This window comes from Streptomyces sp. NPDC051286, assembly GCF_044455345.1.
Taxonomy (GTDB): Bacteria; Actinomycetota; Actinomycetes; order Streptomycetales; family Streptomycetaceae; genus Streptomyces.
Genome location: NZ_JBITER010000008.1, coordinates 56,401 through 79,298 on the forward strand (window position 1 = coordinate 56,401; position 22,898 = coordinate 79,298).

Sequence of the window (22,898 nt, forward strand, 5' to 3'; positions counted from 1 at the left end):
GTCGCGGGACCCGGGCGCGGCGAGGACGGGCAGTGGGTGCGGTGGTCAGCGGCGGGCGGGGGCTGCCCGGGCTCCACGAACGGGATCAGAGTCGTCTTCGCTGACGACGAGCCCCTCATCCGGGCGAGGATACGGACGATCCTGACCTCGGACCGCTTCATCGAGGTTGTTGCCGAGGCGGCGAATGTGCGCGAGGCCGCGGATCAGGTCGGTGCCCATGCGGCGGATGTGGTGCTGCTCGACATCCAGATGCCGGTGATGGACGGGCTCACAGCACTGGTGGAGCCGTGCACGGCAGCACCGGCGGTGCGGCTGCGCTCACGGCGTTCGGGGAGCGGGAGAACGTCCTGCGGGCGTGGAGCAAGGGGGTGCCGGATTCCTGCTCACGGGCACCGCGCCGGCCGAGCTGATCCAGGCGGTTCGGGCGGCAGCGGCCGGTGACGCCTATCTCTCGCCCGGTGCCGGCACGTGGTCGATCAGCTGGCCAGGGGACAGACGGCGAAGCAGGGTGAAGGGGCGCGGCGGGTGGCGGAACTCAGTAGGCGGGAACGCGAGGTACTGCCCCTGCTCGGCGAGGGGCTGTCCAACGCCGACGCAGGCAGGCCGCTGCACATGAGGGAAACAATGGTGAAGACGTATGTCAGCCGGATCCTGGCGAAACTGAGGTGCGAGAACCGGGTGCAGGCTGCGCTGTTGGCGAGGGATGCGGGGCTGTAGGCGCGTCCTGGAGGCTCTGGAACGCTGGGCCTTGTTTCACGTGAAACATCTGATTCGGGGCATTCCGGTAAGTCGGGGCTTTCCTGTGTGGCGCGGTGTTTGTGTGTCCCAACGCAATGACGGGCCGGGGCTCACGGGAGTGTCCGATCCCCGCGAGCCCCGGCCGGTTTTCCGTCGTGCCGCGGCTCAGGCGGCGAGTCGCGCGGCGAGCGCCTTGGCCTTCTCCGTGGCCTCGGTGAACGCCCTGGCGCGGGAGGCCTCGGCGAGCGGGATGAGCTCGGCCATCGCGGGCTGGGAGTGGGCCAGCGTCAGCTCCGGGACGATGAAGTCGACCTCGGCGCCGAACATGTTCGTCAGCAGCTTCTCCAGGTAGTTCTGGACGAACTCGGAGTCCTCGCGCGGGGTGCCGGGGGCGTACGAGCCGCCGCGGCTGGCGACGACGGTGATCGGGGTGCCCGCCACCGGGCTGTCGGGCCCCGCGTTGCGGCCGACGATGATCACCTGGTCGAGCCAGGCCTTCAGGGTCGACGGGATGCTGAAGTTGTACATCGGGGCGCCGATCAGGACAGCATCCGCGGCTTCCAGTTCGGCGGCGAGCTCGCTGCGCAGCGGGTCCTCGCCGCCGGCGGCTGCCGCTGTGGCGTCCAGGTGGGGCAGGGGGTTCGCGGCGAGGTCGCGGTAGACGACCTGCCCGTCCGGGTGCTGCTCGAGCCAGGTCTTGACGAAGGTGGCGGTGACCTCGCGCGATGCGGAGCCCAGCGGGAAGACGGCGGAGTCGAGGTGCAGAAGCGTGGCCATGGGGGGTCTCCACGGAATATTTAGAGGGTGATGCCCGGCCGTTGATGCAGGGCATCTTTTTCGTATGCACCTAGTAATAACATAGGGGCTTACAAATCATAAGCCCCTCACTCTGACGCAGTACCCTGGGTGTATGGCGGAACACAGTGAGCAGGCGTGTCGACGGGTCGACGTGAGCATCACGCGCGTCTTCGAGCTGTTCGGGAAGCGCTGGACGGGCCCGATCGTCTCCGTCCTTCTGCAGCAGCCGGTGCACTTCGCGGATCTGCGGCGGGCGATTCCGGGCATCAGTGAGCGCATGCTCTCGGACCGGTTGACCGAACTCGGTGCGGCCGGGCTGGTGGTGCGTGAGGTCGACGAGGGGCCGCCGCTGCGGGTCTCGTACCGGCTGACGCGGGCCGGTGCCGCGATGGAGCCCGCCCTGAAGGAGCTGGCGCTCTGGGCGCAGACGTACCTCGTGGTCGACGAGAGCGGCTGCTGACGGCTCGCGGCGGTTACTGGGGCGTGCCCGTGCCCGGGGTGCTCGTCCCGCCCGACGCGTTGTAGCGCAGCAGGTACCCGGCGAACCGCGCGAGATCGTCCGCGGTCCACTCCGCGAGGCGCTGCTGGTAGGCCGCGTGGCGGCTGGCCTGTGTCGAGGCAAGGGCCTGGGTTCCGGCCTCGGTGGGGTGCAGCACCTGGATCCGGTGGTCCGTGGGGTCTGGATGGCGCTCGACCAGGCCGAGCTTTTCCAAGGTGGCGACCTGTCGGCTGACCGTCGATTTGTCGAGCATGTAGTGCGCGGCCAGATCCGTTGCGCGGCAGCCCTCGTGGCGCGGGTGCGGTGCTGGCGTTGCGGATCAGGGCGGCGCTGGCCCTCGGTGCGTCACTCGTGGTGAGCGTGATCGGGGCGGTCTTCGCGGGGCCGATGTTCGGGCTGGTGGACCACGGGCTGGGCGGACTCTGGGCGATGGCCTGGCTCTACTCGGCGGGCATTCTCCTGATCGGCGTGGGGCTGCACACGTTCCTCAAGCGGTGGACGACGCTCGGCGTGATGGTGCTGTTCGTGATGCTGAACTTCACCAGTTCCGGCGGCATCTTCCGGCCTGAACTGCAGCCCGGCTTCTTCGGCTCGCTGCATGCGTTCTGGAACGGCGCGGGCTTCGTCGAAGGTGCGAGGAGCCATGTGTACTTCGATGGGCACGGACTCGGCGGACACGTGCTGGTGCTCGCGCCCTGATTCGTGGTGGGGCTGGCTGCGATGGGAGCGGCCGGGGTGGCCGAAGGAAAGCGCCGGAAGGTTGCTGCGCAGGCTCAGGGTGTGGGTTCGTCCCGGCACCGGGCCGGGTCGGAGAACCGGACAGGCGCGGAGAGCGGGGTGACGGCGGAGCATCGGTCCGAGGCCGAGGCGAGGGAGGAGCTGGAGGAGTCTGTCGGCGTTTGACCAGGGCAAGGCGCTGTCCACAGGTGTTCGGTCAGGTTTTCCACAGGGGCAGACGGCTGTTGGCGGACGGCGGTACCGTCGTCGGGAGTTGATGTTGGACAGGACGTCGGTCGAGGGCGGGGAAGGCTGCGCGCCATGGGTGAGTTCGAAGCGGCAGTGCCGAGGCAGCGGGTTGTGACGGATGAGCCGCGCATACCGGTTGTGCCTGGGTTCGCCCGGCGCGCGGCCGTTGCGGCGGACAGCGCGCCGCAGTCGCCGAGGCGGACGGGCAAGGAGCTGCGCGACCGGGTGCCCAGGACCTCGCACGATGCGCTGATCCTTCCCTCGGGCCGGCCCGATGCCGTGCAGGCCGTCGAGGAGTCGAACCGGGGCCGAGTGCCCGGCCTCGCGCCCATCCGGGTGGGGCGGATGGCCGCCACACCGTTCGCGTTTCTGCGCGGTTCGGCCGGGCTGATGGCCCATGACCTGACGGGCACACCGGTGACCGGGGTGGGCGCCCAGCTCTGCGGCGATGCGCACGCGGCCAACTTCGGGCTGTACGGCGATGCGCGAGGCAGCCTGGTCATCGATCTGAACGACTTCGACGAGACCGTGTTCGGCCCGTGGGAGTGGGACCTCAAGCGGCTCGCCACCTCGCTGGTACTCGCGGGGCGTGAGGCCGGGGCGGACGAGGACACCTGTCGGCGGGGTGCATACGACACGGTGGGTGCGTACCGGAGGACGATGCGATTGCTGGCCAGACTGCCCGCGCTCGACGCCTGGAATGCCATCGCCGATGAGGAACTCGTCTCGCACACGGATGCGCGGGACCTGGTCGGCATGCTGGAACGGGTCTCGCAGAAAGCCCGTAAGAACACCAGCGCCCGCTTCGCCGCCAAGTCCACGGAGGAGGCCGAGGGCAGCGGACGCCGCTTTGTCGACGCACCGCCGGTGCTGCGGCGAGTGCCGGATGCGGAGGCCGCGGCGGTCGCGGCGGCGCTCGGCGACTATGTGGGCACGATCTCGGAGGACCGGGTGCCGCTGCTCGCCCGTTACGCGATCCATGACGTGGCATTCCGGGTGGTCGGCACGGGGAGCGTGGGAACCCGGTCGTACGTGGTGCTGCTGCTCGATCACCGCGGCGAGCCGTTGGTCCTGCAGGTGAAGGAGGCGCGGCCCTCCGCGCTGGCGCCGTATCTGCCCGCCGTCGGTTTCGAGGTGCCCGAGGCGGCGCACGAGGGTCGCCGAGTGGTGCTCGGGCAGAAGCGGATGCAGGTGGTCAGCGACATTCTGCTGGGCTGGGCGACTGTGCAGGGGCGGCCCTTCCAGGTGCGGCAATTCAGGAACCGCAAGGGCAGTGTGGACCCGGCGGCCCTGGCGGCCGACCAGGTCGACGACTACGGGCGGATGACAGGCGCACTGCTGGCGAGGGCCCATGCCCACAGCGCCGACCCGCGGTTGATCGCGGGCTACTGCGGCAAGAACGACGAGCTGGACGAAGCGGTGGCGAGCTTCGCCGTGACGTACGCGGACCGTACGGAGGCGGATCACGCGGAGCTGGTGCGGGCTGTCGGTTCGGGGCGAGTAGCAGCCGAGCTCGGGGTGTGAGGGGCGCTCCGCCGACCGTGCGTCCTCGGGGCGCGGGCCGGGGCCATACGCTGGACGGGTGACCCACGAAGCCGCCGGGGTGCCGACCACCCGGAACGACGATGACCGGCAGGACAACGACCGGCAGCAGGAGCAGCACGAGCAGCATGGCCCTCGGGGCGACGCCGACGCGGGCGGTGCCGCTGATGCGCGCCCCGAGGCGCGGCTGGCGAAGGCCGTGCGGGTGGCGGAGCAGGCGCTGATCGAGTTCGAGATCGCGGTGGAGACCTTCCGGGTCGAGGTGGAGAACTTCTCCCGGCTGCACCACCAGAAGCTCGGCCCGATGTACGCCCGCCTCGACGAGCTCGACGCGCAGATCGCGGAGGCCCGAGCCGCTCGGACCGGTGACCCCGAGGATCTGCGCAGGGCTCAGGAGGCTCGGGCGCTCGTGATGCCGATGCCGGGAATCGACGAGCTTTTCCACGACTGGCTCGACTCCGACGGGCTGTCCCCCGAGGCAGCGGCGATGCTGACCGAGCAGCCGGTGCGGCCGCCCAAGCGGGTCCGGCCGACCGAGGAGGCGCGCAAGCTCTACCGCGAGCTGGCACGCAGTGCCCACCCCGATCTCGCCCAGGACGAGACGGAGCGGGCGCGCCGGGACGAGTTCATCACCCGCGTCAACGCCGCCTACGGGCGTGGGGACGAGGCCCTGCTGAAGGAGCTGGCGGACGAGTGGGCGGCGGGGCCGGTTCCACCGCAGGCGGAGCTCAGCGAGAGCGAGGAGATTTACGCCCGGCTGAACTGGCTGACCCAGCGCAAGGAACTTTTGACGGTGCTCGCCCAGGAGCTGGAGGAGGGCGCGATCGGGGCCATGCTGCGGATGGCGCCCGACGACCCGGACCGGCTGCTCGACGAGATCGCCGAACAGCTGCTGGGTGAGGTCTCGCAGCGAGAGGCGGAGCTGGCAGGTCTGGTGCAGTAGCGTTTCCGGTAAGTCCGGAGCGTACGCACGAGAGAAGGCATGACCCATGAATTTCGCCCCGCTGCCCTCGGTGGATGTCGCGGCGGTGCCGTCGGACGGCCTTGTGCTGGACGTCCGGGAGAACGACGAATGGGCGGCGGGGCATGTCGACGGTGCCCTGCACATTCCGATGAGTGACTTCGTCGGCCGCTTCGGTGAGGTGACCGAGGCGGCGGAGGACGGTCGGCGCGTGCATGTGATGTGCCGGGTCGGCGGCCGGTCCGCCCAGGTCACTCAATACCTGGTGCAGCAGGGCATCGACGCCGTGAACGTCGACGGCGGGATGCTCGCCTGGGACGGTGCCGGGCGCCCGATGGTCACGGACAACGGCAACCCGGCCTTCGTTCTCTGATTCGGCGGGGATCCTCCCTCGCGCCGGTGGGAGCCGGAGCGGGCCCGGGGTCTCAGCCGAGGGGATGGGCGGCCAGCAGGTCGCCCAGTGCCTCCTCGTGCATCGCTGCGGGGCCGAGCGACAGCTCGATCTGCTTCGCCCAGGCGTGGAAGCGGTGCAGCGGGTAGTCGGTGTCCGCGCCGAAGCCGCCGTGCAGATGCTGGGCGGTCTGCACGACCCGACGGACCCCGTCCGACGCCCAGATCTTCGCCACCGCGACATCGCCCGCGACGGGCAGCGTTCCGGGCGCACCGGTGGAGATTCGCCAGGCCGCCTGCCAGAGGCTCACTTCCATGGCCCGCAGATCGATGTACCGGTCCGCGGTCTGGACAGCGACGGACTGAAACGTCGCGACGGGATACCCGAACTGCTCGCGCTTTCCGGTGTATTCGCTTGTCATGGCGAGCACGGCCTCGCCGAGACCCAGCGCGAACGCGCAGGTTCCGGTGGTGAGCAGGGTGCGCAGCCACTCCCAGGCACCCGGCGCACTGATCAGCGCGCTGTTCTCGATCCGTACCGTGTCCAGCTGGACCTCGGCGAACAACTCACCGCTCGTGGAGACCTGTTCGGTGAGTGCGACGCCCTCGGCCGTGCGGCGTACCAGTGCCAGCACGGCCAGGCCCTCGTCCGTGTGGGCGGGCACCGCGATCCAGTCCGCGGACTGGGCCCACGGCACCCCCGACTGCACTCCGTCGAGCACCCAGCCCGCGCTTTCGCCGTCCTCGCCGCTGGACCGGTCCTGGTCCTGGCCGGCCTTTCCCGCAAGGTCCCGGCGGGCGGTGACGGCGAGCTCGGCCGGATCGTGGCCGGTGCGGCCGTTGGCGCCGACGGTGAGGACCAGCTCGCCCCGGCCGACTCGGGGCAGCAGCTCGGCTGCCAGGCCGCGGTCGCCGTGCTGCTGGATCGTCATCGCGACCGCGCAGGTCTCCAGCAGCGGCACCCGGGCGAGCACCTTCGCCGATTCGCGCAGGACCAGGCAGAGCGCGACCACGTCGAGCCCGGCCCCGCCGTGTTCCGGTGCCAGCGTCAGGCTCAGCAGGTCACCTGCGGCCAGCCTCGCCCACACGGACCGGTCGATGTCCTCGGCCACCGTTCCGGGAGTGAGCGCGGGGCTGGGCACTCCGTCGGGCTCAACGCCCGAGAAGACCGCCCTTGCCGCCTCGACGGCTGCCTGCTGCTCCTCGGTGAAGGTGAAGTCCACTGCACTGACCTCCCGCGAACCGCTGTGCGCTTAACAGGACCTGACGGGTCGTCAAGATAGAACAGGTTCTATGAGAAGGGAACAGGGGAAGGGTGCGGCGGTCCGGGAGACCCGGAGATCCGAGGAGATTCGGGGAGGTTACGAGGAGATCCAATCGAACTCGGTGGGATCCGAGTGATCCGAGAGGTCAGCGGTCGAAGTCGAGTTCCACCTCCGGTGTGAGCGGATGCGACTGGCAGGCAAGCACATAGCCCGCCCCTGTCTCTTCCGGCTCCAGCGCGAAGTTGCGGTTCATCCGGACCTCGCCCGAGACCAGGAACGCCCTGCACGTCCCGCACACCCCGCCCTTACAGGCGTACGGAGCGTCGGAGCGGCCGCGCAAGACCGTTTCCAGCAGCGATTCGCCTTCCTGGACCGGCCAGTTGCCCGAGCGTCCGTCCAGCGTCGCGGTGAGCGTGCTGTGTGCGGGCGCCTCGACCCGTGTGCGGGCGGGAGCGGTTGGGCCGTCGTCGACGTGGAAGATCTCCTGGTGGATACGGGCCCGGTCGACACCGAGGCCGTGCAGCGCACCCTCTGCCGCCCGGACCAGGCCGAACGGCCCACAGAGATACCAGCCGTCCACCCCTCCCACCGACAGGAGCGCGGGCAGCAGCCCGGTCAGCCGCTCCCGGTCGAGCCGGCCGGACGGGAGACCTGCCTGCTGCTCCTCGCGGGAGAGCACTGTCACCAGCTGGAAGCGGTCCGGGTAGCGGTCCTTGAGGTCGGCGACCTCGTCCAGGAACATCGTCGAGGCAGCCGTCCGGTCGCTCCGAATCAGACAGAACCGGGCCTCGGGCTCACGGGCCAGCAGAGTCGACGCGATCGACAGCACCGGGGTGATGCCGCTGCCGCCGACGATCGCCGCGTAGTGACCGGCGCGCGGCGTGAGCACGAAGCGTCCCATCGGGGGCATCGCCTCGACCTGGTCGCCGACGGCGAGTTCCTTGAGGGCGTACGTGGAGAACGCGCCGCCGTCGACCAGGCGGATGCCCACCTTCAGCTCGGGATCGGCTGGGGCATCGGCGGCAGGGGTGCAGATCGAGTACGAACGCCGGATTTCTTCGCCCTGGACCGTGTAGCGCACATTGAGGTGCTGCCCTGCCTTGTGGCGGAAGGTCTCGCGCAGCTCGGGGGGCACCGCGAAGGTCACGGCCACCGAGTCGTCGGTCAGCCGCTCGATCGCTCGGACCCGGAGCGGATGGAACATCTACAACTCCTTGAAGTGGTCGAACGGTTCACGGCAGCTCGCGCAGCGGCGCAGCGCCTTGCAGGCGGTGGAGGAGAACCGGCTCAGCAGCTCCGTGTCCGTGGAGCCGCAGTGCGGGCAGCGCACCGAGAGGGTGAGCGGCACCGGTCCGCCGGACCCGGTGGCGGCATCATGCGGGCGCGGGGGTGCTATGCCGAACTCGGCGAGCTTGCGCCGCCCCTCTGCGCTGATGTCGTCGGTCGACCAGGCCGGTGCGAGCACAGTGACCACGGAGACCCCCGATATGCCGTGGTCGTGCAGCACCTGCTCGATATCGGCCGACATGGCCTCGATCGCCGGGCAGCCGGTGTACGTCGGGGTGAGGCGGACGGTGACTTTGCCCGGGGCGAGCACCTCCACTCCGCGGAGCACGCCCAGCTCCTCCAGGGTGAGCACAGGCAGCTCGGGGTCGGGCACGGACCCCGCGAGCCTGCGCACCTCCTCTTCCAGCAGCGTGCCGGTCACCACGACGCCCCCGGGTGGCTGCGGTGCAGATGCTGCATCTCGGCGAGCATCCGCCCGAAAGGTTCCGTGTGGATGCCCTGCCGTCCTGCCCCGGCCGCCCAGGCCCCGGACTGCGGACCGGTCGGCACCGTCAGCGTCGCCTGCTGCAGGACGCCGGTGACGGTGGCCAGCCAGTCGGTGTGCAGCGAAGGCCAGTCGATCTCCACTCCTTCGACCGGCTGGAACAGTTCACCGGTGAACCGCCACAGCGCATCCACCCCGCGTTGCATCCGCTGATGACTCTCCTCCGTGCCGTCGCCCAACCGCAGCGTCCAGTGGGTGGCATGGTCCTGGTGGTACGCGACCTCCTTGGCGGCCTTCGCGGCCAGCCCGGCGAAGTCGCCTCCGCCGGCTGCCAGTTGCTCGTACAACCCTCGCTGGTAGACGGAGAAGTAAAGCTGGCGGGCGATGGTGTGGGCGAAGTCGCCGTTGGGCTGTTCGACCAGCTGGACGTTGCGAAAGGCGCGCTCCTCGCGCAGGAATGCCAGATCGTCCTCGTCCCCGGCGAGCGAGAGCAGCATCCGGGCCTGTCCCAGGAGGTCCAGGGCGATGTTGGCGAGGGCCACCTCCTCCTCCAGCACGGGCGCGTGGCCCGCCCACTCCCCCAGCCGGTGCGAGAGCACCAGCGCGTCGTCGCCGAGGGCAAGGGACGCGGTCACAGGTTCTTCACCCCTTCCGGGATCTCGTAGAACGTCGGGTGCCGGTAGGGCTTGTCGCCCGCCGGCTCGAAGAACGAGTCCTTCTCGTCCGGCGAGGAGGCCGTGATCTCCGTGGATGGCACCACCCAGATGGAGACGCCCTCGGAACGGCGTGTGTACAGGTCACGGGCGTTGCGCAGGGCCATCTCGGCGTCCGGGGCGTGCAGGCTGCCCGTGTGGGTGTGGGAGAGGCCGCGCCGCGAGCGCACGAACACTTCCCAGAGCGGCCAGTCGGTCGAGCTGCTCATGCCGTCGCCTCCGCGTTCGGTGAGGTGTGCATGTCTGGCTGGGACATTTCCGCGTGTGCTGCTTCTGCCATGCGGGCCGGTGCGTGGGCGTGGCGGGTCGGTGCGGGGTGCTTGAGCGCGTACGAAGCCGCCGCGTCGCGGACCCAGGCGCCCTCTTCGTGTGCCCGGCGCCGCTGTGTGAGGCGCTGTTCGTTGCACGGGCCGTTGCCCTTCAGGACCTCCTGGAACTCCGTCCAGTCGATCGCCCCGAAGTCGTGGTGTCCGCGCTCCTCATTCCACCGAAGGTCCGGGTCCGGGAGGGTGAGCCCCAGCGCCTCGGCCTGCGGGACACAGATGTCGACGAATCGCTGCCGCAGCTCGTCGTTGGAGTGCCGCTTGATCTTCCAGGCCATCGACTGCGCCGAGTGCGCCGATGCGTCGTCCGGCGGGCCGAACATCATCAGGGACGGCCACCACCAGCGGTTCACCGCATCCTGCGCCATCTCGCGCTGCTCCGGGGTCCCGCGGCCGAGGGTGAGCAGCAGCTCGTACCCCTGGCGCTGGTGGAAGGACTCCTCCTTGCAGATACGGACCATGGCTCGTGCGTACGGGCCGTACGAGCAGCGGCAGAGCGGCACCTGGTTGGTGATCGCGGCGCCGTCCACCAGCCAGCCGATCGCGCCGACATCCGCCCAGGTCAGCGTGGGGTAATTGAAGATTGACGAATACCTCTGGCGGCCCGCGTGGAGCTTGTCGAGCATTTCCTCACGGCTCGTCCCCAGCGTTTCCGCCGCGCTGTAGAGATACAGCCCGTGTCCCGCCTCGTCCTGCACCTTGGCCATCAGGATCGCTTTGCGGCGCAGCGAGGGTGCGCGGCTGATCCAGTTGGCCTCGGGCTGCATGCCGATGATTTCCGAGTGGGCGTGCTGGGCCATTTGCCTGACCAGCGAGGCCCGGTACGCGTCCGGCATCCAGTCGCGCGGCTCGATGCGCTCGTCGGCCGCCACCGCGGCGTCGAAGGCTGCTTGCTGAGCCGCGTCCGCCCCCGCCGGCCCATCGAACCCACCTGCTGTCGCCTGCCGGGTCCCTCGCGCCTGGCCCTGCGCTGTCTGGTCCGTAGTCGCTGCCGCCATCCCGGGCTCCCTACCGACCGATCGTTCGGTTCAATGGCTTCAATGGTGAGTCGGTGGCCCGTAGGGTGTCAACCCTGTGGATAACTGACCGGGGATCGACGGGGATCGGGGCGGGATGGATTCGTACGACGACAGGGGCGTCGGAGACGGGAACGGGAGCGGTGGTCCGGGGGTGGATCCGGGTTCGGACCGGCGTCTTCGTACGACACCGCCCGCTGAATCCGCCGGACCTCCCGCGCCGGTGCGTTCCGGTATCGCCGGACTGTCCCGTCCGTACCAGATCGTGGCCGCCATCGCGCTATCGGTCATCGGTATGATTGCCTGCACCCATCTGGCCATGGTGTTTCTGCACGTCGCCCCGTCCAACACGCTGACCAAGCAGCACGGCAAAGCGGTCGACGACTGGGTCTATCCCGAGTTCGAGCAGAACTGGAAGCTCTTCGCGCCCAATCCGCTCCAGCAGAACGTCGCTGTGCACGTGCGGGCCGAGATAGCTGGTCCCGACGGACGTCGCACCACCCCGTGGATGAGTCTCTCGGCCGAGGACAGCAGAGGGATACGAGGCAATCTCCTCCCCAGTCACATCCACCAGAACGAGCTCCGCCGTGCCTGGGACTTCTATCTCAATTCCCACGACATCCAGAACCGCCCTAACGGACTGCGCGGCGATCTCTCCGAGCGCTATATCCGCCGCATCGTGATGCTGCGCCTCGGCGAGCACGACTACGGCGGCACCGTCGAGCGCATCCAGGTCCGATCCGAGGTGTGTTCCGTCTCCGCGCCGCCGTGGAGCACGGAGAAGATCAGCACCAAACCGAACTACCGGGTGCTGCCGTGGTGGACCGTCACCCCCGCCGATCTCCCCGGGAACGCCAAGGAGGCGGTCAAGTGAGTACGGCTCCCCCCGGCCGCAAGTTCGCCAGCGGCGTGCAGCGCATTACCTCCTCGGCTCTCGGCCGGTATCAGAGCGCCGTTGTCCGGATCGGTTTCTCCGCCACGTACCTGCTGTTCCTGCTGCGTGAGCTGCCGCACCGCCATGAGATGTACGGTCCCGACGCCCCATGGCGCTGGGACATGGCGAAGCAGCTCATATCGGGTAACGAGTCCTTCTCGGTGCTCATGTGGTCGGACAGCACGGCCTGGTTCGAGATCGTCTATGCGGTCGTCCTGCTTTCCGCCGCGCTGCTGATGGTCGGCTGGCACACCCGGGCAATGTCCGTCCTTTTCATGGTCGGTGTGCTCTCGCTGCAGAACCGCAGCGTCTTTCTGGGCGACGGCGGGGACAACGTCGTCCATCTGATGGCGATCTACCTCGTGCTGACGCGCTGCGGGCAGGTCTGGTCGCTGGATGCGCGACGTGCGGCGCGGGTACGCCGTACGGAGTCAGGGGCGGACGGCGAGTCGAAGTCGGAGCAGGAGCCGGGGGCGGGAGGCGCCCGGCCGGCCTTGAATGTCGCCGGGACGATTCTGTGGCTTGTGCTCGGCCTGGTCCTTGTTGTGGCTACGGCGACGGACGGCCTCGGTGGCACCTGGTGGCTGCCGACTCTCTTCTGGGTGCTGTGGATCGGGCACGGTGTCTGGTGGGCCGTGAACCGTTACGCGCCGCAGAGCGAACCACGCACGCTGCTCGATGTCCTCGCCAACCTCGCGCACAACGCCATTCTCGTCGTGATCATGGCCGAGGTCTGTCTGATCTACGCGACCGCGGGCTGGTACAAGGTCCAGGGATCGCGTTGGCAGGATGGCACGGCGCTGTACTACCCGCTCAATCTCGACTCCTTCACCCCGTGGCCCGCGCTGTCGCACCTTCTCGCGTCCAACGGCGTGATGGTCATGGTGCTGACGTACGGCACGGTCATCGTGCAGGTCGCCTTCCCCTTCACTCTCTTCAACCGGCGCGTCAAGAACGTCCTGCTCGTCGCCATGATGTGTGAGCACGCGGGCATCGCTCTGCTGCTGGGGCTGCCCTTCTTCTCGATGGCGATGATCGCCGCCGACTCCGTCTTTCTGCCGACGGTCTTCCTGGTCTGGCTGGGCGGCCGGGTGACGCTCGGGCGGCAGCTGCTGTTCTCGCGCACGGGCCGGGTGCCCGAGCAGCAGCGGGGCGGCGAGGAGGAGGTACCGCAGCACAGCGGAAGCAGTGGCCATACGCTCGTCGGGTGAGCAGTGATACCGGCAGCAGTAGGAGCAGTAGCAGTGAGAGTCCGTCGGCCGATGGCCTCGGGGTCGGTGAGCAGTCCGCGGAGGCGTTGCAGTACGACGACGGATTCGGGGCGGAGATCGGCGTCGGGCCGCATCCGCTGCCCTGGCCCGAGGGCGAGCGGTACGACCCCGAGCTGCTCGCCCAGGGCGACCGGCGCAATGTCGGTGACGAGTACCGCTACTGGACGAGGGAGGCGATCGTCGCCGATCTGGATCTTCGGCGGCACGACTTCCACGTAGCGGTGGAGAACTGGGGCCACGACTTCAATATCGGGTCGGTGGTGCGGACTGCGAATGCCTTCCTCGCCAAGGAGATCCACATCGTGGGCCGGCGGCGGTGGAACAGGCGCGGTGCGATGGTCACCGACCGGTACCAGCACGTGCGGCATCACCCCGACACGGCGGATCTGACCGCCTGGGCGGCGGCCGAAGGGCTGCCGATCATCGGGATCGACAATCTGCCGGGGGCGGTGCCGCTGGAGCGGACCGAGCTGCCGCGGCGCTGTGTGCTGCTCTTCGGGCAGGAGGGGCCGGGGCTGACCGAGGAGGCGCGTAAGCACGCGGCGATGGTGTGCTCGATTGCGCAGTTCGGATCCACGCGGTCGATCAACGCGGGGGCCGCGGCGGCCATTGCCATGCATGCGTGGGTGCAGCGGTATGCGGATATTTCGAGGGGCGTGGGAGCGGGCTGAGGCCGGGGGTGCCCCACTGCGCGGGCGGGGCGGCGGAGTGGCGCCTGCGGCGGGCTTCTCGCGCCCCTGCCCGTAGCGGGCGCCCTTCCCGAAATGGGGGTTCCGCCCCCCGGGCCCCGCTCCTCAAACGCCGGAGGAGCTCAAGAGACGCCGAGGGGCTGGAGCCGGGAGGAGCGGGGCGGGCTGTGTCAGGCCTGGCGGCGGACTTCCACCATGCGGAAGCGATTTGATACGAACGCTCCGTCGCACAGGGCCGCGTTGGCCGCAGGGTTGCCGCCCGAACCGTGGAAGTCGGAGAACGCCGCGGTCTGGTTGACGTACACCCCGCCCGTCAGATTCAGCGAGAGCTGGGCCGATTCGTCCAGGCAGACCTCCTCCACCGCGCGCTCCACCTCCGGTGACGTCGTGTACGCCCCGACCGTCATCGCGCCCTTGTCACGGATCGTGCGGCGGAGCAGCTCCACAGCGTCCGCCGTCGAGTCGACCGCGACCGCGAATGCCACCGGTCCGAAGCACTCCGACAGATACGCCGCTTCGTTGTCCGGCTTCGTGCCGTCGAGCTTCACGATGACCGGGGTGCGGACCACTGCGTCGGGGAACTCCGGGTTGGCCACCTCCCTTGAGGCCAAGGCGACTTCGCCCAGCCCTGCCGCGGCCTCCAGGCGGGCCTTCACATCCGGGTTGACCAGCGCGCCGAGCAGCGCGTTCGCCCGGGCATCGTCGCCGAGCAGACCGGTGACCGCGGCTGCGATGTCGCCCACCACGTCGTCGTACGTCTTGTCGCCCGTGTCCGTCGTGATGCCGTCCCGGGGGATCAGCAGGTTCTGCGGGGTGGTGCACATCTGGCCGCTGTACAGGGAGAGGGAGAACGCCAGGTTGGACAGCATGCCGCGGTAGTCGTCGGTGGAGTCGACGACGATCGTGTTGACCCCCGCCTTCTCCGTGTAGACCTGTGCCTGGCGGGCGTTGGTCTCCAGCCAGTCGCCGAAGGCGGTGGACCCGGTGTAGTCGATGATCTTGATCTCGGGGCGGACCGCCAGGGTCTTCGCGATGCCCTCGCCCGGACGCTCGGCGGCCAGACAGACGAGATTGGGGTCGAAGCCGGCCTCGCTCAGTACCTCGCGGGCCACCTGCACCGTGAGCGCCAGGGGGAGCACGGCGCGCGGGTGCGGCTTCACCAGGACGGGATTGCCCGTGGCGAGAGAGGCGAACAGTCCCGGATAGCCGTTCCACGTGGGGAAGGTGTTGCAGCCGATCAGCAGTGCGATGCCGCGGCCCGCCGCGATGTACGTCTTGTGCAGCTGCAGCGGATCGCGCTTGCCCTGCGGCTTGGACCAGTCCGCCGTCCGCGGGGTGCGGATCTGCTCCTCGTACGCATACGCCACCGCCTCCAGGCCGCGGTCCTGGGCATGCGGGCCGCCCGCCTGGAACGCCATCATGAACGCCTGACCGCTGGTGTGCATCACGGCGTGGCCGAACTCGTGGGTGCGGGCGCTGATGCGCGCCAGGATCTCCAGACAGACCAGTGCCCTGGTCTCGGGCCCCGCCTCGCGCCACGCTGCCATTCCCGCGCGCATCGCCGGAAGCAGCACATCCAGGTCGGCGTGCGGATACTCGACGCCGAGCTCCGGTCCGTAGGGTGAGGTCTCGCCGCCCGTCCAGCCGTCGGTGCCCGGCTGACCGAGGTCGAGCCGGGCGTGCAGTACGGCGTCGAAGGCGGCCTTGCCCTCGGCGGCGCTCAGGCTGCCCGGTGCACCGCCCTCGCCGTACGCCTTCGGGTGCTCGGGGTGCGGGGACCAGTACGCGCGCGTGCGGATCGCGTCGAGGGCCTGGTCGAGCGTGGGGCGGTGCTTCTCGGACAGCAGGTGCGGGGAGAGCTCGGCGGCCATGGCGGACCAACTCCTCATCGAGCTGGGCAGGGACGGGCGGACAGAGTTAGAGTAACCGAACGATCGGTCGGGACAAGGGGCCCCACGAAACCTGTGGACAACTCGTAGGGGAGGATCGCGGACATGACCACGGCCAAGCGGGACACGTACACCCCGGAGACTCTCCTCACCGTCGCCGTCCGTGTCTTCAACGAGCGCGGTTACGACGGCACGTCCATGGAGCACCTGTCCAAGGCGGCGGGTATCTCCAAATCGTCCATCTATCACCACGTCGCGGGCAAGGAGGAGCTGCTGCGGCGTGCGGTCAGCCGGGCGCTGGACGGGCTCTTCGGGATTCTCGACGAGCCGGGTGCGACGCACGGGCGCGCCATCGTGCGGGTCGAGTACGTCACGCGACGTACCGTCGAGGTGCTGATAGCCGAACTGCCCTACGTCACGCTGCTGCTGCGCGTAAGGGGCAATACGAAGGCCGAGCGCTGGGCCATGGAGCGCCGGCGTGAGTTCGACCAGCGGGTGGCCGAACTGCTGAAGGCGGCCGTCGCGGACGGAGATCTCCGCTCCGACATGGACATACGGTTGGCGACGAGGCTGCTCTTCGGAATGATCAACTCTCTGGTGGAGTGGTACCGGCCGCAGCCGGGGGGCGACGCAGAGGGGGAGCAGTTGGCGGACACGGTCGTCCAGCTGGCCTTCGAGGGGATGCGTTCCGACCGCTGAACCGTTGACGGCAGGACAGGTCCAGACCACCATCCTTCGGCATGGCTGCCTTCCCTCGTGTTCCCGGGTTCCTGTGTGCTGTCACGTTGCTTGCCGCCGTGTCGCTGACCGGCTGCGGAGGGGGCGGCAGCGATGCCGAGAAGGGGGCGGACGCGAGTGAGGTGGCCCGGCAGCCTGATGACTTCGGCTGTCTGACATCGGCCGAGGCCGAGGCGGCGTCCATCACCTTCGAGTCCGCCGACTCCACTGAGACCGGTGGCTATATGCCCGGCGGTGCGAGTGGCACTGGGACAGGCGCGGGGATCGTGCTGGCCCACCAGTCCGACGGCACCGCCTGCCAGTGGAAGGACAAGGCCGACGAGTTGCACCGGGCCGGCTATCAGGTGCTCGCGGTCAATTCGGTGGGCCAGGAGGTCTCCGAGATCGTCGGGGCGGCCGGGTATCTGCGCGGCAAGGGCGCGAAGAAGCTGCTGCTGATGGGAGCGTCCAAGGGCGGTACCGCCGTGCTCACCGCGGCGCCGGAACTGCAGCCGCAGCCGGACGCGGTGGTGTCGCTCTCCGCGCCGACGCTGTACTCCGGAATGAACGCGCTGGGCGCCGTGCCCAAGCTGACCGCGCCGGTGCTCTACATGGCCGCCGAGTACGACGAGTACTTCGGGGACGACGCTAAGACGCTGAACCGGGCGAGCACCAGGTCGGCGGAGCACAAGCTGATCTACGTCAAGGGCGCCGGTGAGCACGGAGTGGCGTTGCTCACCAGCCAGGAGAACTGGGCCGCGGTACGGGCGTTCCTCAAGAAGTACGGTTCGTGAGAGGCCCTGGTGTCCCTCCCGGCAAGCTTTGCCCCGTCGGGGAAAACGTTGCCGGTCACGCCCTAGGTGGGGCGCTCGGGGCCCGGGGCCAGGTCCGTCTCCTCGAACACCAGCAGCGTGCGGGTGGAGAGCACCTCGGGGATGGCCTGGATCCTGGTCAGGACGAGCTCGCGCAGCGACCGGTTGTCCGGTGTGTGCACGAGCAGAAGTACGTCGAAATCGCCGCTGACCAGTGCGATGTGGGTAGCCCCCGGCAGCGCCTGGAGCTGCTCGCGCACCGTTCGCCAGGTGTTCTGGACGATCTTGAGCGTGATGTACGCGGAGGCGCCCTGCCCCGCCCGCTCATGGTCCACCCGCGCGCTGAAGCCGCGGATCACCCCGTCGTCGATGAGCCGGTTGATCCGGGCGTAGGCATTGGCGCGCGACACGTGGACGCGGTCGGCCACCGCCCGTATCGAGGCGCGGCCGTCCGTCTGGAGCAGCCGGAGGATATCGCGGTCGATGGCGTCGAGCGGCCGCGCGGGCAGAACCCGGCCGGGGTCCTCGGCTCCGTCGGCCATTTGTTCAGCTGCCATGTCCTCGCGCCTCCTTGTCCTGGACGACCTGCCCCTATCCCAGGCTGTGGAGAACCGTTTGTCCACAGGCTGGCGGTGCCTGTAGCCAAAATGCGTTCGCGACCGAACAATCGGTAGGTGAGGCACACCACATCTGCGCCTCGGTACGTGCTCGACATTTCGACATATTCAGCCACACCTCGATATCGGGTGATCCTTCGATATCGCCGGTTGCCGCTCGATACCCCTCGATGCCAGGAGGTGCTTGTCATGACGGTCCAAGAGCTGCCCGGCGCGGCTGCTTACCGGCCCACGCCGCCCCCGGCCTGGAAGCCGCTCACCGACCCCGCGCCGCTGCTCCCGGACCCCGAGCCGTACCGCGTGCTCGGTACGGACGCCGCGGCCGACGCAGACCCGGAGCTGCTCCTGCGGCTCTACGCCGAGCTGGTGCGCGGCCGGAGATACAACGCACAGGCGACTGCCCTCACCAAGCAGGGCCGACTTGCCGTTTACCCTTCCAGCACCGGGCAGGAGGCCTGCGAGATAGCGGCGGCGCTGGTGCTGGAAGAGTGTGACTGGCTCTTTCCCAGCTACCGCGACACCCTCGCGGCGGTCGCGCGCGGTGTCGATCCGGTCGAGGCACTGACCCTGCTGCGAGGGGACCGGCACACCGGTTACGACCCGCGCGAGCACCGCATCGCCCCGCTCTGCACCCCGCTCGCGACCCAGCTCCCGCACGCCGTGGGCCTGGCGCACGCGGCGCGGCTGGCCGGCGACGACGTGGTCGCGCTCGCCATGGTCGGCGACGGCGGGACCAGCGAGGGCGACTTCCACGAGGGGCTGAATTTCGCGGCCGTCTGGCGGGCCCCCGTGGTCTTCCTGGTCCAGAACAACGGCTTTGCCATCTCCGTGCCCCTGGCCAAGCAGACGGCCGCGCCGTCGCTGGCGCACAAGGCCGTGGGGTACGGGATGCCGGGCCGGCTGGTCGACGGCAATGACGTGGCCGCGGTGCATCAGGTGCTCGGCGAGGCGGTGGCGCGGGCCAGGGCCGGAGGCGGTCCGACGCTCGTCGAGGCTGTGACGTACCGGATGGATGCCCATACGAACGCCGACGACGCCACGCGCTACCGCGTCGACAGCGAGGTGGAGGCGTGGCGGGCGCACGACCCGATACAGCTTCTGGAGAGGGAGCTGACCGGGCGCGGGCTGCTCGCTGAAGACGGCATCGAGGAGGCGCGCGCGGCCGCGGAGCGGATGGCAGCCGGGCTCCGTGAGCGGATGAACGCCGATCCGGTGCTCGACCCGATGGACCTCTTCACCCATGTGTACGCGGAACAGACCACGCAACTGCGGGAGCAGGCGGCCCGGTTGCGGGTCGAGCTCGACGCCGAGCAGGACCACCACGGCCAGAGCGGCCCACGTGGTGCGGAGGGAAGGCGATGACGACGGCGGCTATGACCGGCGAGCAGACGGAGAAGGCCAAGCCAGCCACCATGGCGCAGGCTCTGGGGCGTGCGCTGCGTGACTCGATGGCCGAGGACCCGACGGTGCATGTCCTCGGTGAGGATGTCGGCACGCTCGGCGGGGTCTTCCGGATCACCGACGGGCTGGCGAAGGAGTTCGGCGAGGACCGCTGTACGGACACGCCGCTGGCCGAGGCGGGCATCCTCGGGACGGCTGTCGGTATGGCGATGTACGGGCTGCGGCCCGTGGTGGAGATGCAGTTCGACGCGTTCGCCTACCCGGCGTTCGAGCAGCTCATCAGCCACGTTGCCAAGATGCGGAACCGGACCCGTGGTGCCATGCCGCTGCCGATCACGGTGCGGGTGCCGTACGGCGGCGGGATCGGCGGGGTCGAGCACCACAGCGACTCGTCTGAGGCGTACTACATGGCCACGCCCGGCCTGCATGTCGTCACGCCCGCCACGGTCGACGACGCGTACGGGCTGCTGCGGGCCTCGATCGCCTCCGACGACCCGGTGGTCTTCCTGGAGCCGAAGCGGTTGTACTGGTCGAAGGCGGCCTGGTCGCCGGAGGCGCCGGTGGCCGTCGAACCGATCGGGCGGGCCGTCGTCCGCCGCCCTGGGCGCAGCGCGACGCTGATCACGTACGGGCCGTCCCTGCCCGTCTGCCTGGAGGCCGCGGAAGCGGCCGTCGAGGAGGGCTGGGACCTCGAAGTGGTCGATCTGCGCTCGCTGGTCCCGTTCGACGACGAGACGGTTGCCGCTTCGGTGCGGCGCACCGGTCGCGCGGTCGTCGTCCATGAGTCGTCCGGCTTCGGCGGCCCCGGTGGGGAGATCGCCGCCCGGATCACCGAGCGCTGCTTCCACCACCTGGAGGCGCCGGTGCTGCGGGTCGCCGGATTCGACATCCCCTATCCGGCGCCGATGCTGGAGCGGCACCATCTGCCGGGCGTGGACCGGGTGCTCGACGCGGTCGCACGGCTGCAGTGGGAGGCGGAGAGCTGATGACCCAGGTGCTCGAATTCAAGCTGCCCGACCTCGGCGAAGGACTGACCGAGGCGGAGATCGTGCGCTGGCTGGTGGAGGTCGGCGACGTGGTCGCCATCGACCAACCGGTCGTCGAGGTCGAGACGGCCAAGGCGATGGTGGAGGTGCCGTGCCCCTACGGGGGCGTGGTGACCGCCAGGTTCGGCGAGGAGGGCACGGAACTTCCGGTCGGGGCACCGTTGTTGACGGTGGCGGTCGGGTCCACTGCGGGAGAACCCTCTGCTGATGGGGCTGCGGAGGCCGAGTCGTCCGGCAATGTGCTGGTGGGGTACGGGACGGGGGCACCGGCGGCGCGTCGCCGGCGGGTTCGGCCCGAGGCGGTCTCCGGTGCCGGGTCTGCGACGGCGCCTGCGACGGAGCCGGCCCCGGGGACTGTCGCAGGGGCGGTCCCCGCGGCTTTTCCCGGTGAGGAGCCGGGGCCGGTGGCAGTCATCTCGCCGTTGGTCCGGAAGCTGGCGCGGCAGCATGATCTCGACCTGCGGCAGCTGACGGGGTCGGGGCGGGACGGTCTGATCCTCCGGTCCGATGTCGACTCCGCCATCAGGGCGGCGGCGAGCGGAACAGCGGGGTCGGCTCCTGCGTCCGCAGTCCCGGCGTCGTCCCCGGTATCGGGGGCTCCTTCGGTTGCCCGTGCGCTCGCCGGTGAGCGGATTCCGTTGCGCGGTGTACGGGGCGCGGTCGCCGACAAGTTGGCACGCAGCCGGCGCGAGATACCCGATGCCACGTGCTGGGTCGACGCGGACGCCACCGAGCTGATGGCCGCGAGAGCCGCGATGAACGGCGTCGGCGGTCCGGCTGCGGTGCCGAAGGTGTCGGTGCTCGCCCTGCTGGCCCGTATCTGCACGGCTGCGCTGGCCCGGTTCCCCGAGCTCAACTCCACGGTGGACCTGGACGCGCGGGAGATCGTGCGGCTGCCCGATGTCCATTTGGGGTTCGCGGCCCAGACCGACCGGGGGCTCGTCGTCCCTGTCGTGCGGAATGCGCAGGACCGTAACGTGGAGTCGATCGGTGCCGAGATCGGCCGGCTGACCGAGGCTGCCCGGACGGGGAAGCTGACCCCGGCGGATCTGAGCGGCGGCACGTTCACGCTGAACAACTACGGGGTGTTCGGCGTCGACGGTTCGACGCCGATCATCAACCACCCGGAGGCGGCCATGCTGGGTGTCGGCCGCATCGTGGCCAAACCGTGGGTGCACCAGGGTGAGTTGGCTGTGCGCCAGGTCGTTCAGCTCTCGCTGACCTTCGACCACCGAGTCTGCGACGGCGGCACGGCAGGCGGCTTCCTGCGATACGTGGCCGACTGCGTGGAACAGCCTGCGCTGCTGCTGCGCACGTTGTAGAAGAAGAGGAGAGGAAGCCGAGGAGGGCGAGGAGGAAGGGCGCGGGGAGGTTCAACGGGAGCGTGTGGCACTCATACTCGGGGCATGACCGTGTATGACGCCATCGTCCTTGCCGGAGGGGCCGCCAAGCGCCTCGGGGGTGCCGACAAGCCGGCCCTGCGGGTGGGCGGCCGGGCGCTGCTCGACCGGGTGCTGGCCGCCTGCCCGGACGCCGCAGCCACCGTCGTGGTGGGCGGTCGGCGGCCCACCGTACGCCCAGTGACCTGGGCGCGCGAGGAGCCGCAGGGCGGCGGGCCTTTGGCGGCGCTCGGTGCCGGGGTGCGGCTCACGACGGCCGGGCATCTGCTCGTGCTCTCCGCCGATCTGCCGTTCCTGGGGGAGAGTACGGTCGAGGAACTGCTGGCCGCAGCTGCTCAAGGGGAGCGTGACGGAGCGCTGTGCGTGGATCAGGACGGGCGGGACCAACCGCTGGTCGCCGTCTACCGTTCCGAGCCGCTCCGTCGCGAGCTGGCCCTGCTGGCCGCCGAGCACGGCAGTCTGGCCGGGCTCCCGCTGCGCCTGCTGACGCACGAACTGGACCTCGCCCGCGTCGAGGCCGATCCGCTCGCCTCCTTCGACTGCGACACCTGGGATGACATTTCCGCAGCACGGGCCCATATCAGAGAGCATGGGACCGTGCTGGACGAATGGATCACCGCAGTCAAGAACGAACTGGGCATCGAACTCGACGTCGACACCGACGTCCTGCTCGACCTCGCCCGTGATGCCGCCCACGGTGTGGCCCGGCCCGCCGCGCCCCTGACGACCTTCCTGGTCGGGTACGCGGCGGCGAAGGCGAGCGGCGACGGCGGCGGAGCCGAGGCCGTGGCGGAAGCCGCCCGGAAGGCGGCCGCGCTCGCTCTTCGCTGGGCGGACGAGGCCGAGACGCCGTGACGACGCCCACACGCAAGGCCGACGGGGGCGCGGCCGACGACTGGACCCCCGGACCCCCTCCGGATCCGGGGAGCAGACGCCCGGGGGAGGACCAGTCCGCCGTCCCGACCTCGGGGGAGATCGGTGCCGCCGCGAAGGCTCCGGCCGCCGGCCAGGCCATTGCAGCGGGTCAGGACCGGGTTGCCGCGGGTGCCGGCCGCGCCGGTGTCGCAGGAGAGGCTCAGGCGGTCTCGGGTGCCGGTGTCGCAGAGGCTGCCTCGGCGACTGCTCAGGCTCGTGCGGAGG

The 22,898-nt window shown here is 69.8% G+C and carries 22 protein-coding genes and 3 pseudogenes; 15 read left to right on the forward strand and 10 right to left on the reverse strand.

Annotated features, from left to right (window positions below):
- Positions 1-84 precede the first annotated feature (84 nt).
- A pseudogene (locus ACIBB8_RS10770) lies at positions 85-717 on the forward strand (response regulator transcription factor).
- A 186-nt stretch (positions 718-903) separates the two neighbouring features.
- On the opposite strand, the gene ACIBB8_RS10775 reads toward ACIBB8_RS10770, so the two are convergent.
- Complete coding sequence (locus tag ACIBB8_RS10775) at positions 904-1,515, reverse strand: FMN-dependent NADH-azoreductase (protein ID WP_398950616.1); 612 nt, start codon at positions 1,513-1,515, stop codon at positions 904-906.
- Positions 1,516-1,648: 133 nt separating this feature from the next.
- Between ACIBB8_RS10775 and ACIBB8_RS10780 the strand changes: the two genes are divergently transcribed.
- Positions 1,649-1,996, forward strand: coding sequence for a winged helix-turn-helix transcriptional regulator (locus ACIBB8_RS10780; RefSeq protein ID WP_398950618.1), 348 nt, complete (start codon positions 1,649-1,651; stop codon positions 1,994-1,996).
- 13 nt (positions 1,997-2,009) lie between these two features.
- On the opposite strand, the pseudogene ACIBB8_RS10785 reads toward ACIBB8_RS10780, so the two are convergent.
- Positions 2,010-2,324, reverse strand: a pseudogene (locus tag ACIBB8_RS10785) (MarR family winged helix-turn-helix transcriptional regulator); the annotation flags it as partial.
- A 2-nt stretch (positions 2,325-2,326) separates the two neighbouring features.
- On the opposite strand from ACIBB8_RS10785, the pseudogene ACIBB8_RS10790 reads away from it, so the two are divergent.
- The 4 genes and pseudogenes from ACIBB8_RS10790 to ACIBB8_RS10805 form a co-directional block, all read left to right on the forward strand.
- Positions 2,327-2,938 (forward strand): annotated as a pseudogene (locus ACIBB8_RS10790) (hypothetical protein); the annotation flags it as partial.
- Positions 2,939-3,073: 135 nt separating this feature from the next.
- Entirely contained in the window at positions 3,074-4,525 is a 1,452-nt protein-coding gene (locus ACIBB8_RS10795) for a DUF2252 domain-containing protein (RefSeq protein ID WP_398950620.1), read from the forward strand.
- A 58-nt stretch (positions 4,526-4,583) separates the two neighbouring features.
- On the forward strand, positions 4,584-5,486 hold the full coding sequence (locus ACIBB8_RS10800) for a hypothetical protein (RefSeq protein ID WP_398950622.1): 903 nt from the start codon (positions 4,584-4,586) through the stop codon (positions 5,484-5,486).
- Positions 5,487-5,532: 46 nt separating this feature from the next.
- On the forward strand, positions 5,533-5,877 hold the full coding sequence (locus ACIBB8_RS10805; protein ID WP_366690159.1) for a rhodanese-like domain-containing protein: 345 nt from the start codon (positions 5,533-5,535) through the stop codon (positions 5,875-5,877).
- A 52-nt stretch (positions 5,878-5,929) separates the two neighbouring features.
- On the opposite strand, the gene ACIBB8_RS10810 is transcribed toward ACIBB8_RS10805, so the two are convergent.
- From ACIBB8_RS10810 to paaA, 6 genes are all read right to left on the reverse strand, one after another.
- A complete protein-coding gene (locus ACIBB8_RS10810; RefSeq protein WP_398950625.1) occupies positions 5,930-7,117 on the reverse strand; it encodes an acyl-CoA dehydrogenase family protein in 1,188 nt (395 codons plus the stop codon).
- 187 nt (positions 7,118-7,304) lie between these two features.
- Positions 7,305-8,363 (reverse strand): 2Fe-2S iron-sulfur cluster-binding protein, encoded by a 1,059-nt coding sequence (locus ACIBB8_RS10815; RefSeq protein ID WP_398950627.1) that lies wholly within the window; start codon positions 8,361-8,363, stop codon positions 7,305-7,307.
- On the reverse strand, positions 8,364-8,870 hold the full coding sequence (paaD, locus tag ACIBB8_RS10820; protein ID WP_398950630.1) for a 1,2-phenylacetyl-CoA epoxidase subunit PaaD: 507 nt from the start codon (positions 8,868-8,870) through the stop codon (positions 8,364-8,366).
- Complete coding sequence (gene paaC / locus ACIBB8_RS10825; protein ID WP_398950632.1) at positions 8,864-9,565, reverse strand: 1,2-phenylacetyl-CoA epoxidase subunit PaaC; 702 nt, start codon at positions 9,563-9,565, stop codon at positions 8,864-8,866. Before paaC ends, paaD begins: the two co-directional genes overlap by 7 nt.
- Positions 9,562-9,852, reverse strand: coding sequence for a 1,2-phenylacetyl-CoA epoxidase subunit PaaB (paaB, locus tag ACIBB8_RS10830; protein WP_398950634.1), 291 nt, complete (start codon positions 9,850-9,852; stop codon positions 9,562-9,564). The genes paaC and paaB overlap by 4 nt, the downstream gene beginning before the upstream one ends.
- Positions 9,849-10,964 (reverse strand): 1,2-phenylacetyl-CoA epoxidase subunit PaaA, encoded by a 1,116-nt coding sequence (paaA, locus tag ACIBB8_RS10835; RefSeq protein ID WP_398950636.1) that lies wholly within the window; start codon positions 10,962-10,964, stop codon positions 9,849-9,851. The genes paaB and paaA overlap by 4 nt, the downstream gene beginning before the upstream one ends.
- 115 nt (positions 10,965-11,079) lie before the next feature.
- Here paaA and ACIBB8_RS10840 point away from each other — a divergent pair, with 115 nt between their 5' ends.
- From ACIBB8_RS10840 to ACIBB8_RS10850, 3 genes are read left to right on the forward strand one after another with little or no spacing between them, the layout of a single operon-like run.
- The gene (locus ACIBB8_RS10840) at positions 11,080-11,856 is read left to right on the forward strand and encodes a DUF5819 family protein (protein ID WP_398950638.1); all 777 of its coding nucleotides are present in this window, start codon (positions 11,080-11,082) and stop codon (positions 11,854-11,856) included.
- The gene (locus ACIBB8_RS10845; protein WP_398950640.1) at positions 11,853-13,127 is read left to right on the forward strand and encodes an HTTM domain-containing protein; all 1,275 of its coding nucleotides are present in this window, start codon (positions 11,853-11,855) and stop codon (positions 13,125-13,127) included. The genes ACIBB8_RS10840 and ACIBB8_RS10845 overlap by 4 nt, the downstream gene beginning before the upstream one ends.
- Entirely contained in the window at positions 13,124-13,858 is a 735-nt protein-coding gene (locus tag ACIBB8_RS10850) for a TrmH family RNA methyltransferase (protein WP_398950642.1), read from the forward strand. The genes ACIBB8_RS10845 and ACIBB8_RS10850 overlap by 4 nt, the downstream gene beginning before the upstream one ends.
- 188 nt (positions 13,859-14,046) lie before the next feature.
- Here ACIBB8_RS10850 and paaN read toward each other — a convergent pair whose 3' ends face one another.
- Positions 14,047-15,747 (reverse strand): phenylacetic acid degradation protein PaaN, encoded by a 1,701-nt coding sequence (paaN, locus tag ACIBB8_RS10855; RefSeq protein ID WP_398950644.1) that lies wholly within the window; start codon positions 15,745-15,747, stop codon positions 14,047-14,049.
- 123 nt (positions 15,748-15,870) lie between these two features.
- On the opposite strand from paaN, the gene ACIBB8_RS10860 reads away from it, so the two are divergent.
- Both ACIBB8_RS10860 and ACIBB8_RS10865 read left to right on the forward strand, forming a co-directional pair.
- Positions 15,871-16,464: a TetR/AcrR family transcriptional regulator gene (locus tag ACIBB8_RS10860; RefSeq protein WP_398950646.1), complete on the forward strand. Its 594-nt coding sequence runs from the start codon at positions 15,871-15,873 to the stop codon at positions 16,462-16,464.
- A gap of 41 nt (positions 16,465-16,505) precedes the next feature.
- On the forward strand, positions 16,506-17,276 hold the full coding sequence (locus tag ACIBB8_RS10865; protein WP_398950649.1) for an alpha/beta hydrolase family protein: 771 nt from the start codon (positions 16,506-16,508) through the stop codon (positions 17,274-17,276).
- A 62-nt stretch (positions 17,277-17,338) separates the two neighbouring features.
- Here ACIBB8_RS10865 and ACIBB8_RS10870 read toward each other — a convergent pair whose 3' ends face one another.
- Positions 17,339-17,836 (reverse strand): Lrp/AsnC family transcriptional regulator, encoded by a 498-nt coding sequence (locus tag ACIBB8_RS10870; RefSeq protein ID WP_398950889.1) that lies wholly within the window; start codon positions 17,834-17,836, stop codon positions 17,339-17,341.
- A 264-nt stretch (positions 17,837-18,100) separates the two neighbouring features.
- Between ACIBB8_RS10870 and pdhA the strand changes: the two genes are divergently transcribed.
- The 4 genes from pdhA to ACIBB8_RS10890 all read left to right on the forward strand — a co-directional run bounded on the left by pdhA (position 18,101) and on the right by ACIBB8_RS10890 (position 22,613).
- Positions 18,101-19,273 carry a pyruvate dehydrogenase (acetyl-transferring) E1 component subunit alpha gene (gene pdhA, locus ACIBB8_RS10875; protein WP_398950651.1) on the forward strand — a complete coding sequence of 391 codons (1,173 nt, stop codon included), beginning with the start codon at positions 18,101-18,103 and terminating at the stop codon, positions 19,271-19,273.
- Positions 19,270-20,298, forward strand: a complete 1,029-nt coding sequence (locus ACIBB8_RS10880; RefSeq protein WP_398950653.1) for an alpha-ketoacid dehydrogenase subunit beta — start codon at positions 19,270-19,272, stop codon at positions 20,296-20,298. The genes pdhA and ACIBB8_RS10880 overlap by 4 nt, the downstream gene beginning before the upstream one ends.
- A complete protein-coding gene (locus ACIBB8_RS10885; RefSeq protein ID WP_398950655.1) occupies positions 20,298-21,680 on the forward strand; it encodes a dihydrolipoamide acetyltransferase family protein in 1,383 nt (460 codons plus the stop codon). The genes ACIBB8_RS10880 and ACIBB8_RS10885 overlap by 1 nt, the downstream gene beginning before the upstream one ends.
- An 84-nt stretch (positions 21,681-21,764) precedes the next feature.
- Positions 21,765-22,613, forward strand: a complete 849-nt coding sequence (locus tag ACIBB8_RS10890; protein ID WP_398950657.1) for an NTP transferase domain-containing protein — start codon at positions 21,765-21,767, stop codon at positions 22,611-22,613.
- Positions 22,614-22,898: the final 285 nt, after the last annotated feature.